At 71.4% G+C, this 14252-nt stretch carries 13 protein-coding genes; 1 reads left to right on the top strand and 12 read right to left on the bottom strand.

Translation table 11 applies throughout. The features are described from left to right. Positions 1–270 precede the first annotated feature (270 nt). The 12 genes from ABZ880_RS54055 to ABZ880_RS54000 form a co-directional block, all read right to left on the bottom strand. Positions 271–1494 (bottom strand): FAD-dependent monooxygenase, encoded by a 1224-nt coding sequence (locus ABZ880_RS54055; RefSeq protein ID WP_361279302.1) that lies wholly within the window; start codon positions 1492–1494, stop codon positions 271–273. Between the two features lie 152 nt (positions 1495–1646). Further along, a complete protein-coding gene (locus tag ABZ880_RS54050) occupies positions 1647–2192 on the bottom strand; it encodes a cupin domain-containing protein (RefSeq protein WP_361279300.1) in 546 nt (181 codons plus the stop codon). 471 nt (positions 2193–2663) lie between these two features. After that, on the bottom strand, positions 2664–2852 hold the full coding sequence (locus tag ABZ880_RS54045; RefSeq protein ID WP_361279298.1) for a ferredoxin: 189 nt from the start codon (positions 2850–2852) through the stop codon (positions 2664–2666). 4 nt (positions 2853–2856) lie between these two features. Next, positions 2857–4119 carry an FAD-dependent oxidoreductase gene (locus tag ABZ880_RS54040; protein ID WP_361279296.1) on the bottom strand — a complete coding sequence of 421 codons (1263 nt, stop codon included), beginning with the start codon at positions 4117–4119 and terminating at the stop codon, positions 2857–2859. Beyond that, entirely contained in the window at positions 4107–4814 is a 708-nt protein-coding gene (locus tag ABZ880_RS54035; RefSeq protein WP_361279294.1) for an SDR family NAD(P)-dependent oxidoreductase, read from the bottom strand. The genes ABZ880_RS54040 and ABZ880_RS54035 overlap by 13 nt, the downstream gene beginning before the upstream one ends. Then, a complete protein-coding gene (locus ABZ880_RS54030; RefSeq protein ID WP_361279292.1) occupies positions 4807–6228 on the bottom strand; it encodes an SRPBCC family protein in 1422 nt (473 codons plus the stop codon). The genes ABZ880_RS54035 and ABZ880_RS54030 overlap by 8 nt, the downstream gene beginning before the upstream one ends. Before the next feature lie 62 nt (positions 6229–6290). After that, positions 6291–6863: a 3-phenylpropionate/cinnamic acid dioxygenase subunit beta gene (locus tag ABZ880_RS54025; RefSeq protein WP_361279289.1), complete on the bottom strand. Its 573-nt coding sequence runs from the start codon at positions 6861–6863 to the stop codon at positions 6291–6293. 19 nt (positions 6864–6882) lie between these two features. After that, the gene (locus ABZ880_RS54020; RefSeq protein ID WP_361279287.1) at positions 6883–7779 is read right to left on the bottom strand and encodes a hypothetical protein; all 897 of its coding nucleotides are present in this window, start codon (positions 7777–7779) and stop codon (positions 6883–6885) included. Positions 7780–7923: 144 nt separating this feature from the next. Continuing rightward, positions 7924–8439 carry a cupin domain-containing protein gene (locus tag ABZ880_RS54015; RefSeq protein WP_361279285.1) on the bottom strand — a complete coding sequence of 172 codons (516 nt, stop codon included), beginning with the start codon at positions 8437–8439 and terminating at the stop codon, positions 7924–7926. Positions 8440–8462: 23 nt separating this feature from the next. Further along, a complete protein-coding gene (locus ABZ880_RS54010; protein ID WP_361279281.1) occupies positions 8463–9932 on the bottom strand; it encodes an aldehyde dehydrogenase family protein in 1470 nt (489 codons plus the stop codon). Further along, complete coding sequence (locus ABZ880_RS54005; RefSeq protein WP_361279279.1) at positions 9929–10912, bottom strand: dihydrodipicolinate synthase family protein; 984 nt, start codon at positions 10910–10912, stop codon at positions 9929–9931. Before ABZ880_RS54005 ends, ABZ880_RS54010 begins: the two co-directional genes overlap by 4 nt. Positions 10913–10932: 20 nt before the next feature. Then, positions 10933–12117, bottom strand: a complete 1185-nt coding sequence (locus tag ABZ880_RS54000) for an FAD-dependent monooxygenase (protein ID WP_361279276.1) — start codon at positions 12115–12117, stop codon at positions 10933–10935. Positions 12118–12391: 274 nt separating this feature from the next. On the opposite strand from ABZ880_RS54000, the gene ABZ880_RS53995 reads away from it, so the two are divergent. Then, entirely contained in the window at positions 12392–14143 is a 1752-nt protein-coding gene (locus tag ABZ880_RS53995; RefSeq protein WP_361279274.1) for an FAD-dependent monooxygenase, read from the top strand. Positions 14144–14252 lie beyond the last annotated feature (109 nt).

The raw sequence follows: 14252 nt of genomic DNA, 5'->3' as shown, positions 1-14252 counted from the left end.
ACCCCGCCCCCCCCCCCTCCCCCCTCCTCCGGCCCGGCCTCCTGTGGGCCCCCCCCCCCCGCCCCGCCCTCCAAACACACCACCGCCCCGGCCCCCGAAGGAGGCCGGACCAGGGGGCGCTCACGGATACGGGGTGGTGCGCCCGACTCCCCTCCTGAGCCGGGCGCACCACCCCGTACGGCGACCGTCGGTCAGCGTGGAGGCCGGGCGGCGGCGAACACCGAAGCCGGATCCCCGTCGCTGCCCGACGCTCGCCGAAGGCCTCGACGGTCAGGCCTTCGCCGCTTCCCGGAAGGCGTAGTGCATGGCGCTCGCGCCCTCGGCGATCCAGGCCTCGAAGCCCTTCTGGTCCATGGTGCTGTAGTCGGGCGCGTCGAGGACCTGCTGCGAGCCGAAGGCCTGACCCACCTTCACCAGGGCGGCACCGGCGGCGGGTCGCTCGATGTCGTAGGCGGCGAGCGCCTCGTCGAGGGTGTCGGAAGCCCCGACCAGACGGGCCAGCGCCAGCGCGTCCGTGATTCCCTTGACGCCTCCGCTGGCCGTGTGCGGACGGGCGATGCTGCCGGCGTCGCCCGCCAGACAGGCCGTGCCGTTCACGTAGTGCGGCAGCTCCAGGTCCCAGATGCCCTGCATGGCCGGGTCGGGGGTGTTCAGGATGATGTCGCGGTGCCACGGGGGAAGGTACCTCTCGGCTGCCGAGCGCAGGTACTCCTGCATGGCGTCCGGCATCTTCTCGCCCGCGCTGACGGCCTGGAGGCTCGTGACCCGGCCCTCGTCGTCGTACTCGGCGCCGAGCACATCCAGCGGGGCGTTGCCGTCGTACCAGGCCCAGTTGAGCCGGCGCAGTCCCTTCGCGTGCTCGCCCTTGTGGCCGGGGACCAGGTAGATCGCCGTGCCACCGTTCTTGGTGCCGATGCTCTGGAAGCTGTCCTCCACCGGAGAGATGTCGGAGATCCGGGCCTCGTCCACGACACCGCGCCAGACCGGGTACCCGCTGTACGTGGGCCGTGCGTCCGGGAACAGGTCGGACCGGACGCGGGATCGGTAGCCGTCCGCGCCGACGACGAGATCGAACTCCTCGACGGCGCCCGAGGGGAGGTGGACCGCGGAACTCCGCTCGCCCGGGACCACCTTCGACACGGTCGTGCCCCGACGGATGTCCACGTCCTGGGCCCGGGAGGAGATCTGGCGGTAGACCAGACCCCAGTGCTGCATCTCGACGATCATGGGCTGGGTGCCGACGACCCTGCCCAGCGGCAGGTCCCCGGAGTTGACGGAGAACACCCGACGGACCGAGCTGCGCAGCCCGCGCGCCTCGGGGTCGAACAGCCCGAGTTCCGTGAGCTCGTCGAGGAAGGTGTGCGGAAGGCCGAGGCCCGCACCCCGTTCGTCCAATGTCCCCGTGGATCGTTCGAACACGGTCACGGCGTGTCCCTGGCGCTGCAGCAGGACCGCCGCGGTCATGCCGACGAGCGAGCCGCCTACTATTCCCACACGAAGCTGGTTCTTCACGAGAAACTTCCTTGTCCCTGAGTGAATGCCGGCGCGGTCCTGCGTGCCCGGACCCACGCGGTCCCGGCGGGACCGCACCGCCGGCGTCGGTGCGGTCCGTGTCTGGTGCTCCGGCCGTCAGCGACGGCCGGCCGCTAGTCGATCGGAGGCCGCGCGTACTCCTCCGAGAACTCGGTGAAGTAGCGCCTTGCCACTTCCTCGACCGGACCCAGCTGCGTGGGGTCCTTGCGCATGATCTCGGCCATCTCCCGGAACAGGCCGACGTACAGGCTCGGCGAGAAGGTGCAGAACATCACGGCCTCCTCGTCGAAGGGGTTGTGGAAGCCGTGCGGTGCCCCGGGCGGGACCATGATGAAAGTGCCCGGGCCGACGATCCGCGTCTCCTTCTCGACGCTGAACTCCACCCGGCCGGACAGGACGTAGAAGCCCTCGTCGTGCTTCTGGTGCCGGTGCTGGAGTCCCGAGTTGCGGCCCTTCTGCACGGTCGCGATGCCCACGGCCAGCCTTCCGGCGGTGGTGTCACCCGCCTCCAGCAGCTTCATCTGCAGCGTGCCGTCCAGAGTGATCTCGCCGTCTCCGGCCTCGATGAGCGAGACCCGCTTCTGGATCTCCTCCGGGTCCCACACCAGCGGCCGTACCGTGGTGGGCTCGTGTTCGGAGGACTGGGGTGTGGTGGTCATGTGTGATTACCTCCATGGTGTGCGTAAGAGACGTGCTCGGCGCGGACACGGTCCACGCCGGGTCCGATCGGCTCCGTCCCGCAGCGCGGACGCACCGTGGCCCGTCTCCTGCATCAGGCGGCCGGACCAGCCTGGTCACCTGCCTGTCGGCACCAGCTGCGCCGGTGCCGACCACGTGCTCGCGGTGACCAGGGGTGTGGGGGGAAACGATCTCGACCTCAGGTCTGCTTCTGCTTCCGGACGGGCGCGGCGACTCGGGCCCCCGTTGCCCGGGAGGGCAGGCCCCGACGACGAGTCGCCCGGAAGCCGGTAGGTCGTACGACCAGCCAACCCCTGCGAGGGCCGCCCTGTCCAAGTCCCATTCGGTGGGGCCGATACCGTCCCGGTATGGGCCTGACGCGCGGTCCGTGGCTCCTTCCAGAGCCGGGACAAGGCGTACGGGCTCGCTCAGTCAGTCCGGGACCGGGTCAGTCAGTCCAGGACCGTCAGGGCCTTGGCCGGGCACCGGCGGGCGCCCTTTCTGGCCGCCGCCTCCAGCTCCGGCGGGATCTCGGGCAGGATCACCTCGACCACCTGGTCCGGGAGGTCGTAGACGTCGGGGGCGACGGCCACGCAGTTGCCGTAGGCCATACAGGCGGACTGGTCGGCTTCGATCTTCATGAGGTCACCTCTGCCTCTTGCTCTTGACTTCCTGGGGGACCCGCGTCAGGTCGGAGCGGGTCGGGGCGGCCCGGCGCAGCGCCAGGATCTCCTTGGGCACATCGATGCCGACGTACGCGACAGTCTCGTCGCGCCGGTGGTAGCGGTACAGGCGGGGGTCGCCGCTCCCGCCCCCGGCGGCCGTGCCGCCGACGGCCGACGGAACCTCGACCACCTCGTCCGCCCCGGCCGGATCGCCGAGGACCTCGATCCGGAGCCCGAACTGGTCCGACCATACGTAGGGCAGTGCTCTGTAGGGCTCGGCCTTCTCGCGGCCCGCCAGCAGGTTGGCGGCGGCGAGCTCGCCCTGCTGGGACGCGTCGGTCCAGTGCTCGACGCGGCGCCCGACCGAGCCGTCGGCGTCCACCACGCGTACCACGTCCCCGGCGCCGACGATGTCGTCACCCGCGAACAGGGTGGGTTCGCACAGCAGTCCGTGGTCGATCCGGAGCGAGGAGCCTTCCAGCCACTCGACGCGGGGCAGCGAACCGATGCTGACCAGGACCTCGTCGAACGTGAGGACGTTCCCGTCGGCGGTGTGCACCTCGACCCGGGAGCCGGGGGCGTCGCGCGGCACCAGCCTGGTCACCTCGACGCCGGTCCGCAGGTCGATCCCGTAGGCGGCCTGCAGTTTCGCCAGGCCCTCCGCCACGTCCGGGCCGAGCACCTCGGCCATCGGCCCGGCCCCCCGTTCGAGCACCGTGACCTCCAGGCCCAGACCGCTCGCGCCGTAGGCGACCTCGGAGCCGATGAAGCCTCCACCGATCACGCCCAGGCTCCGGGACCCGCGCAGCGCCGTGCGCAGCCGGAGGGCGTCGTCGCGGGAGCGCAGCGTGTGCACGCCAGGGGCCGGCACGGGCGTCCCCGGAAGTGTCCGCGCACCGGCTCCGGTGGCGATGACCAGCCCGTCGTAGGCGACGATCTCGCCGTCGGCGAGACGCACCTCGTGGGCGGACACGTCGAGCCCCACGGCTCTGCTCCCGAGCCGGACGTCGACCTCGAGTTCGTCCCACTCCTCCTGGTCGAGCAGGGCGATCTGCTGGACCGGCCAGTTCTCCGTGAGCATCCGCTTCGACAACGGCGGCCGGTCGTAGGGGAGATGCGGCTCCTCGCCCACGAGCACGATCCGCCCGGTGTGACCTTCTTCGCGCAGGGCCTGTACGGCTCGGACGCCGGCCAGCGAGGCGCCGACCACCACCACCTGCTCGGGCACCCTCACCACACCCATGGCAGCAGGCCGATCGGGATGATGGCTCCGGTGACCGCGGGCAGACCGATGACACCTTCGACGGCCGCCGCCACCGTGTCCGGGTCCAGCACCACGCCGCCCAGGTTGCGCGCGGCCCGAGCGCTGTCGGTGCCGGTCCCGGTGGCTCTCGCCTCGACCAGCATCCCCGTCTCGGTGGCGCCGGGCACTACCACGTTGACCCGGATGCCGCGCGGCGCCAGCTCGGTGGCGAGGGTGCGTGACCAGCTCACGAGCGCGGCCTTGGTCGCCCCGTAGGCGCCGAGGCTCGGCTTTCCGAACGCCGCCCCGGAGGCGACATTGACGATGGAGGCGTGGTCGTCGCGCAACCGCTGCGCGGCGGCCCTCACCAACGACGCCGACCCCACGACGTTCACCTCGAAGGTGCGCCGCCAGTCGTCGTCGGAGACCTGGGTGGCCGGACCGGTCGGACGGATGGCCGCCGCGTTGACGAGCACGTCCAGCGGACCACTCACCCGGTCCAGGGCCGCCCCGGCGGTGTCCGGGTCGGCGATGTCACCCGCCACACGGTGCTGGGCCTTTCCGGACGTGGCTTCCGGGAAGGACCTGTCGACGGCGACCACCTCGTAGCCGGCGGCGGTCAGACGGGTCGCCACGGCGGCCCCGATGCCGGAGCCGGCACCCGTGACGATCGCGGTGCGTCGGATCTCAGCCATGGTTCACCTCGGTCTGGTGGCGCGTGCCGGCCGGCTTCATCAGGGACTCCCAGCTCTCGCCCTGGACCACGCGGGCCCAACGGGCGTAGAAGTTGCGCGCGTTCTCCTCGGTCGACCAGTGGGTCGACTCCAGCGCCCCCTCCACGGAGGCGGGCCGGGTCATGCCCAGGCCCTGGGCGTAGTTGTAGGGCAGCTCGCTCGCGCGGGTGCCGCGGCTGGCCTGTGTGGCGTAGTCCCAGTTCTCCAGGTCGTCCTGCTCGGTCAGCCCGCCCGGGCCGGAGTAGCGCAGGTAGTAGTGGCGCAGCCACTCGCGGGCGTCGTCGCGGGCGTCCTTGTCGACGACGTACCACCGCCAGATCTCGGTCTCGTGGGCGGAGATCGGGTGGGCGACCATGATGGTCTTGGGGAAGCCCAGCGCGTGCAGGGACATGTTCGGGAACATGGTGGCGGGACCGTTCGCACCGACCGGGTGCCCGGCGGCGAGCCTGGTCTCGCGGCGCGCGCGGGAGAGCTCGGCGAAGTAGTCGGTGAGCTCGGGGTGGTCGGCGAACGTCGGCGAGGGCCGGTCCTCGTCGGGCGAGTCGCAGGCGCCGTGGCCGAGGTCGGGCCAGGTGACCGAGCGCTGGAACGTGGCCCGGCGGGCGGCCAGTGCGCCCGGCCCCGTGCCGTGCCGGGTGCCGCCGGCCCCCGCGGGACCGATGCCGACCGACTCGACGCTGGCGTGGGTGGTGTCGGCGTGGTACGAGTCGCCGAGGAAGTTCTCCGCCACGAACTTCCAGTTGGCGGGCACGCGCCATTTCTGCACGCCGACGATCGTCTCGGCGCCGGCCTCGATTCCGCCGAGACTGTCGGCGAGGTTGTTGAGCCAGAAGCGGAAACTGCCGACGTAGTCCTCGAAGGAGGGGGCGTCGGGATCCCAGGTGGCGAAGATCAGCCCGCGGTAGTTCACGGTCCGGCCCGGCCGCACCAGCCCCCAGTCCTCGCGGCGGAGCTTGCCGCCGTAGGCGTTGCGCAGGTGCGGCACTCCGAACAGGTCTCCCGGGGTGTCCACCAGCTCGCCGTCGACCGAGTAGGACCAGCCGTGGTACGGGCAGGTGAAGTCCAGGGTGTTGCCGGAGTCGTAGCGGCACACCTTCATGCCCCGGTGCCGGCAGGAGTTGAGGAGGACGTGCACCTCGCCCTCCGTGTCCCGGGTCAGCAGTACCGAGTCGGTGCCCATCCGGGAGGAGAAGAAGTCCCCGGGCTCCGGGATCTGCGACTCGTGGCCGACGAACAGCCAGGCGCGCCGGAACAGCTGGGCGAGCTCTGCCTTGAAGATGTCGTCGTCGACGAAGATCCTGCGGCTGATGATCCCCTGCTCGGCGTCGACCAGCGTCGAGAGGTCGAGAGGATCGTTGCGTTCACCGGGTGTCATCGTTGTTGCTCTCATTTCTGCTCGGCCGCTGGCCCGTCCCGTCGGGTGCGCCTCGGCATGCGTTACAGGAAGATCGTCAGGTTCTTGGCGAGGAGCACGCTCTGGTCGACGAGCACGACCCGCTTGCGGACCAGCCACGAGCCCGCGGCGGGCACGAGCGTGTCGTGGCGCCGGCCGACGAACAGGTCGCTCTCGGTGTCGACGCGGTTGCGCTGGACCACGAAACGGCTGGTGACCTCGACCCGGTCCTCGGCCACGAGGACCGGGCGGACGTTGGTGACCAGGTGCGAGACCCGGGAGACCGGCTCCTCGGCCCAGTGCTCCCCGGTGCTCAGCTGGGTCACCCGCATCGTCAGGGTGCGCTTGTCGTCGTCGAACCACATCGCGTCCCGGCCGCCCCTCGTGTTCTCGCGGGCGAGGTCGCCGGAGTGGACGTTGCGGCGGATCGGCACCTGGTACTCGACGTCGTCGTGGAGCAGGGTGAGCCACTCGTCGAAGCGGCGCTCGTCGAGCAGGTCGGCCTCGCGGTACAGGAACTGCGCGATGCTCCACTGCAGGGCCATGGCGCGCGGGTCGACCTGGTCGAGCGTGTGCTCGACGGTGTCCTTGCCGAGCTCGTTGACGACGGAATTCATGGGGGGCACCTTTCCTGCCTCAGCTGCTCACGGGCCGGCGGCCCGATCCGAAGGCCACGCCCATCCCGGTGATCCACTTCTCGACCAGTTCGTACGAGGTGTAGGTGGCCGGGGTGGAGCCGCCTGCCGCCCAGGCCGCGGCCCAGGTGCGGATCTCGTTGGCGCCGCCGCCTCGCGGGTCGATCTCGGGCTGCTCGACGCGGGCGAACAGGTCCTGCTGTCCCTCCGTCATGCCCGCCAGCAGTGCCTGGTCCCACTCCGGATCGAGATAGTCCAGGGCCGTCGCCAGCGAGGCCGCGCGCTGCTCGGGGTCGAACCGCCGGGCGCCGGGCTGCGGCTCGGGGAACGGCGGGTGGTGGCTCAGACCACCGGTGCCGATGTAGAGCACGCGTGCGTCGTGTGCCGCGAGCGCCTGTCCGAAGGCCTGTCCGAGCCGAGCGGCCCGGGAGACCGGGAAGAGCGGGAAACCGATGGCGTTCACCACGATGGGCAGCAGCGGCACCGCGCCCGGCTCGTCGAAGAGCTGCAGCAGTGTCAGCCCCGTGCCGTGGTCGACACTGACCCCCTCGCCGACCGCGAGGTCGACGCCGCTCTGCACGACGGAGGTGTAGACCTCGGCGGCGAGCGGATGGATGGTGAGCTCCATCCTCGGGATGTCGAACTCGGGCAGGGTCGAGCCGGACAGGACGCCGGTGAACGGGGGCCGGACCTCCATGAGCATGTTCATGTGGTCGGGCGCGAACATCACCACCAGGTCGGGTGCGAAGTCGGCGATGAACTTCTTCACGTCCTCGACGGCGGCCCGGTACTCGGGCCCCGCGTCCTGGTTGCCGGGAAGGGTCATGAAGGGGCTGTGCGACAGGCACACCCAGGCGCGATCCGTCTCGACCCCGCTCTGGACGGTGGTCTGACTCACCTCGGGCTCCTTTTTTCGTATTCCGAAAGTTTTTTCAGATTAATCACGGATGACTTGAGACGTCAAGACACCGTTCGGGCTTCCGGCGGGGGCGACGCAACGCTGTGGACGCGCCCCGCCGGGCGCAGGATCCGGAGGGAGGCGTCAGGCCTCCTGCTGATCCGTGTTGCCGCGCTGTCGCTCCACCAGCTCCGCCCAGGTGATGAAACCCTCCGAGGTCCGGTAGTTCAGCCCCAGGGCGTCCAGCAGGCGGGAGTTCTCCACCAGCAGCATCCGGACCGGATGTTCGTCGCTGCCGTTGTAGTGGCGGTGCCACTCCATCGGTGGGACACAGACGAAGTCGCCCGCTTCCCACTCCCAGCGCTGGTCACCGATCTCGCTGTACCCGCTGCCGGAGAGGATGCAGTGCACCGCCTCGTGATGGTGCTGCTGCATGTCCGAGGCCATACCCGGGGGCAGCTCCTGCATGAACAGCTCGAAGGAGCGGATGGGGGTGCCCAGTACCGGCGCGAGGTGCGACGGGTTGTGGCCGGGCGGGGTGTACCACTTCAGATCGGCCCCCCGGATGACCATCCGAGCCTGCTTGTTCCCGCGGGGCAGCGGCTCACGCTGCTCGGCGATGCCCCGACGGAACTCGGCGAGTTCGTCGTCTGTCGTCACGTCCTCGTCTCCTGTCTCTCGGCTCAGGAACCGCTCGGTTTGATCCAGCGGATCGCATGGTCTTCCACGTACTCCTGCAGCCCCAGGGCCGTACGCTCACGGCCGATGCCGCTCTGCTTGACGCCTCCGAAGGGCATCGCGAACGAAAGCGACCACAGGTTGTGGCTGTTGACGAAGGTGCATCCCGCCTCCAGCCGCAGCGCCACCTCGGCGGCGCGTTCGACGTCCGTCGCCCACACCGAGGACGCGAGCCCGAACTCACTGTCGTTGGCCAGCGCCACCGCCTCGTCCACGGTGTCGTACGGGAGTACGGGGAGCACCGGTCCGAACTGCTCGGTGGCGACCAGTTCGGCGTCCTGGCCGATGCCGGTCACCAGGGTCGGCAGGAGGTAGGCGCCGCCGCTCGTGGCCGCCTCGTCGGTGAGCGACCCCAGCTCGGTCACGCTCGCCCCGCTCGCGCGGGTACGGTCCACCAGTTCCCGCAGCCGGACGACCTGGGCCTGGTTGATGACGGGGCCGAAGGACACCTCGTCGGTGAGGCCGTGACCGACGGTGAAGCCGGCCAGGTGCGCGCGCAGCGCCTCGACGAGCTCGTCGTACCGTGAGCGGGCGACGTAGACCCGTTTCACCCCGAAGCAGATCTGCCCGGCGCGGGTGAACGCGCCCGCGGCCAGTGGTCCGACCACGGACTCGACGTCGATGTCGTCGAGCAGCACCGCCGGGTCGTTGCCCCCCAGTTCCAGACTGATCCGCTTCAGGGTGCCCGCCGCGCCGGCCATGACCTGCCGGCCGACCTGGGTGCTGCCCGTGAAGGAGATCTTGCGGACATCCGGGTGGGCGGTCAGCGCAGGGCCTGCGTCGCGGGTGCTGTTGACCACGTTGAGGACGCCGTCGGGCAGGGCTCGGGCCAGCAGCGCCAGCGCGCGGGTCAGCGCCACCGGCGCCTCCGGGGACGGTTTGACCACCACGGTGCTGCCGGTGACCAGGGCTGGAGCGACCTTGCTCGCGGCGAGCACCATGGGGGAGTTCCAGGGCACCACGACGCCCACCACGCCGACCGGCTTCTTGTGGATGGTCACCCGGTCGGCCGGGCTGTCGAGCACGACGGGTTCGAGGTGGGCCGGGGCCAGGTCGAGCATGCTGCGGAACAGGGCGATGCTGCGGTCGATGTCCAGCCTGGCCTCGCGCCGCAGGGCGCCGTTCTCGCGGGCCAGGGTCTCCGCCAGGTCGTCGCCGGCGGCGGCCACCGTCTCCAGCCCGGCCGCGATCCGGGCGATCCGCTCGGCGACGGCGGTGGCGGCCCAGCCGGGACCCGCGGCGCGGGCCGCGGCGACGGCCCGGTCCACCTCCGCCGCGCCACCGTCGGCGACCACGGCGACCACATCGCCGGGGCGGCCGGGATCGCGCACCTCGAAGCTGCCGCGCCCCTCCTCGTGCGACCCGCCGACGAGATGGAGCAGTGTCCCCACGCTCTCCTGCGCTGTGGCCGTCATCGCGCGGCGGTGGGGACGGCGGCGTACGTGCGGTGCAGCTCGGCCAGTCGCCGGCCGGACTCGCGGGCCCCCTCGGCGTACGCCTCGGGGCACTCCACGTACGGCGGCCGGCTCGGCCCCGCGTGCAGGTAGCCCGCCTCGTCGATCCGGATCTTCTCCAGCTGCACGTTGTACTTGGAGAACAACTCGAAGCTGCCCTGGGGGAAGAAGGTCTGCGCGGCATGGCGGTAGCCACGGGCGATGGCCTCGGCGTCTTCGGCGCGTCCCTCGCGGATGGCGTCCCGCAGGGCGACCGCGGGGGCCGGACCGCAGGAGGCGCTGCCGCTCCAGCACGCCGTCATCGCGTCCGGCGCCCAGCGCCAGGTGTAGTACCAGTCCCGCTCGACGGGGAGCAGCCGCATCCGGCCCGCCACGGCGTCGAGATCGGCGAGGAAGGACGGGCCGAGGACGGGGTACTTCGCGGCGATCACCTGCGGGATGGCGGCGAGCTGGGCGTAGGCCTTCGGGGAGATCTTGCCGCCGAAGGACACCGGGTTGTCGTACACGACGATGCCGAGGTCGGGGACGGCGGCCGCCACGTCACGGTAGAACCCGACCACAGCGGAGTCGTCGCAGGGCGACCACATGGGACGTCCCAGCAACAGCCCCGAGACGCCGATGTCGGCGAAGACCCTGGCCCGCGCGATGGTGTCGCGGGTGTTGAGCGTGGTCGCGCCGGCGAACACCGGCACCCGGCCGGCCGCCTGCTCGACCACCGTGGTCACGAAGGACCGGTGCTCGTCCCAGGTGAGCGTGGCACACTCGCCGAAGGTGCCGGTGATCATCACGGCGTCGACCCCGTCGGCGATCAGGGCGTCGACGGCCCGGCGAGACTCCTCGTGGTCGACGGTGTCGAGTATGGAGGGATCCGACGCGTCCGGGGTCGCCGGGGTCGGCATGATCGCCAGTACCCCGGTGATGTCGTCGAGTTGGATGCGCATGCTGTGGCTCCTTCCTGGCTTCAGCCGGCCTGAACGGCGGAGGACGCCTTGCCCAGGGCTTCGAGCTCGGCGTCGTGGTCGTACAACCAGAGTCGCAGGTCGACGGTGTTGGTGATCTGACTGTCCCGCTCTTCGAGGTCGTCGAAGTGGGAGTCGTAGCGCCGGCCGTTGAGCCGCGCCTCGTGCTGCACCCGGCTGGTGCGCGGGCGGCGCTGGGCCTCGTAGGCCCGCAGGGCGGAGGAGATGTCGGCGGCGGTCGCGAGGTGGGCGGCCAGGGCGAAGCCGTCCTCGATCGCCTGGTTGGCGCCCTGGCCGAGGTGCGGAAGCATCGGATGCGCCGCGTCGCCGAGCAGGGTGAGGCGGCCGGAGGTCCACCGGTCCAGGGGCATCCGGTCGTAGAGCCCCCACCAGTAGGTGGTCTCGACCGCGTCGAGCAGGGTGGTGACGGGCTCGTCCCAGCCCGCGAACGCGGCACGCAGCTCGTCGGCGTCCCCCGGCGCCGACCAGGACTCCGCGGCCCGCCGCTGCGACGGCACGAAGGCGATGTAGGTGATCAGCTCGCCGCGGCGCAGCGGATAGGTCAGGAAGTGCTTCTGTTCGCCCATCCACAGCTGTGAGACGCCCGGCCGCCAGGACGGGACCGCCTTGGCGGGCACGAGACCGCGGTAGGCGACGGATCCGGAGTCGATGACCTCCACGGGGGGCACCACGTGCAGGCGCAGCGTGGAGTTGATGCCGTCGGCGGCGATGACGACGTCGGCGCGGACCTCCTCGCCGTTCGCGAAGATCACCGTGCAGCCGTCGGCGTCCTGGCGGAAGTCGACACACTGGTGACCGGTGTGTATCCGCTCTGTGGGGAGCGCGTCGGCCAGCACCCCGAGCAGATCGGCGCGGTGCATGCCGTACATGCCGTTCCAGCCATTGGAGTCGGCGGTGAGGATCCGGGAGACCGGTTGACCGTCGTGCCGATAGTAGGTGGACCCCTCTCCGACGGGCCCGCCCACCCGGGCCAGCTCTTCGGCGAGGCCGATGCGCTCCAGCAGCCGGAGGCTGTTGGGGGTGACCAGGACACCCGCGCCCACCTCGCCGAGCTCGGGTGCCTGCTCGTACACGTGGACGTCGACGCCACGGTGCAGCAGGGCCCCGGCCGCGGCCAGTCCTCCGATCCCCCCTCCGACCACCGCCACGCGGATCTGATCGACCACAATGCACCTCGTTTCGCTATACGAAATATGTTCGCTAAGCTATCTTCGGAGTCATGGCCTGTCAAACAGTTCGAGCATCCTTGTCCCAGAACCGGCGGGGCCCGCGAGCGTGGCCCCTCTCGTGCGAGACCTCGGGCGAAGCCTCACCGCCGGCGTTGCGGGGTCGGGGGCGACGACTCACCCCGCGCGGGCGGCACCGGGCCGCCCGACCCACTGGAAACCTGTTCGCGCGCACCGCGGCATGCCGGTCCCTGCGCACCTCGGCGGCGGAGTCATGAGCGCCCCGCGGAACTCGCCCTCGACGGCGCGCCCCGCGCAGGCCGACCACCCCGCCGGCAGCGCCGCGACGACCTCCGCCGGTTTGGACGCGCCCTATGTCATCGTCGGTGGCGGCCCGGTCGGCATGAGTCTGGCGCTCGACCTCGGCTGGCGCGGCATTCCCGTGATCCTGCTCGAACAGAGCACCCACACCACGGCCAACCCGCGCTGCAACACCACCAACGCCCGCTCGATGGAGTACTTCCGCCGCTGGGGGCTGGCCGACCGGATCCGGCGTGCCGGGCTGCCCGGCGACCAGGCCACCGACGCCGTCTACACCACGAGCATCACCGGATACGAGCTGACCCGCTTCCGGCTCTCCTCCTCCGACGAGGTGTTCGCCGGCTCCGCTCCCGAGGCGGCCGAGTGGCCGACGCCCGAACTCCAGCACCGGATCTCGCAGATCTATCTGGAGCCGATCCTCGAACAGGAACTGCGACGCTACGCGAGCGTCACCGTCCGGCGGGGCGTCCGGGTCGAGGGGCTCACCCAGGACGAGGACTCGGTCACGGTGCACGGGACCGAGGTGGCCACTGGGCGGCCCGTGAGCTACCGCGCCGGATACGTGATCGGCTGCGACGGCGGGGCCAGCGAGGTGCGCCGGGCCGTGGGCGCCAGGTTCGTGGGCGACCCGAGGGTGGGCGACCGCCGGATGTCGATCCACTTCCGCAGCGAGAAGCTGGAGATCCCCGGACCCCGCCCGGGGTGGTGGTACTGGTGGCACGGTGAGCACCACCACGGAGCCTTCATGCAGCTCGACGGGCACTCCCAGTATCTGTGCCACGCCCGGGTGCGGGAGGGGCAGGACCTCGAAAGCGCCGATCCGCACCTCGCCCTGCGCGAGGCCGTCGGCCGCGACTTCCCCTACGAGATCATCGACGTGGTGCGCTGGACTCCGCGCCGGATGGTCGCCGACACGTTCCGCCGGGGCCGGGTACTGCTCGCCGGCGACGCCGCCCACATCTGGGTCAACCTCGGCGGCTTCGGGATGAACGCCGGGATCGCCGACGCCGTGGCCCTGAGCTGGCGGCTCGCCGCGCTCCACGCGGGCTGGGGGACCCCGGACCTCCTCGACGACTACGCCCTGGAGCGACGGTCGGTCGGCGAGTCGACGTCACGCGCCGCGGCCTCCATCGGCGGCTACATCGAGGACGCCCTGGCCGATCCGCGGCTTCACGAGGACACCGAGGAGGGGGCGGAGCTGCGCACGCGGGTCGGTGCGCGGCTGCACGAGGTCGACCGGGCCCAGTGGCACAGCCTCGGCATCCAGCTCGGCACGCGGTACGCCGGCTCGCCGGGCCTGGCCGCCGGCACGGACGCGGAGCCGCCGGAGGGGGAGGGCGGTATGGGCAGCTACGTGCCCAGCGTGCTGCCGGGGGTCCGGTTGCCGCACTTCTGGCTCGCCGAGGGCGACGCGGTCTTCGACCGGCTGGGCCAGGGCCTGACCCTGCTGCGGGTCGGCGCCGGCGCACCGCAAGCGGCCGGGCTGGTGGAGGCGGCCAGGGACGCCGGGATCCCTCTCACCGTGCTCGACCTGCCCGACGAGGCCGGGGCCGTGTACGAACGGCGACTGGTGCTGGTGCGTCCGGACATGCACGTCGCGTGGTCGGGCGATGAGCAGCCCGAGGGCGGCGCGCGAATGTTGCGCCTGCTGTGCGGCTTCGACCGCACGCCCGCCGCGACAGCGGGGGAGGGGACTTCCCGGTAGGAGCGCCGGGGGACTTCCTGGGAGCGGCAAGGTCCCGTCACGCCCGGGGACCCTCATACATGTGCACGCGACGCCGTGGTGGGGGGGCCCCTGGGGGGGCGCAGGTAGG

It is taken from the genome of Streptomyces sp. NPDC047043, from assembly GCF_040644055.1.
Taxonomy (GTDB): Bacteria; Actinomycetota; Actinomycetes; order Streptomycetales; family Streptomycetaceae; genus Streptomyces.
Note: the sequence above shows the minus strand (reverse complement) of the source record. Positions and strands in the feature narration are given on the sequence as shown.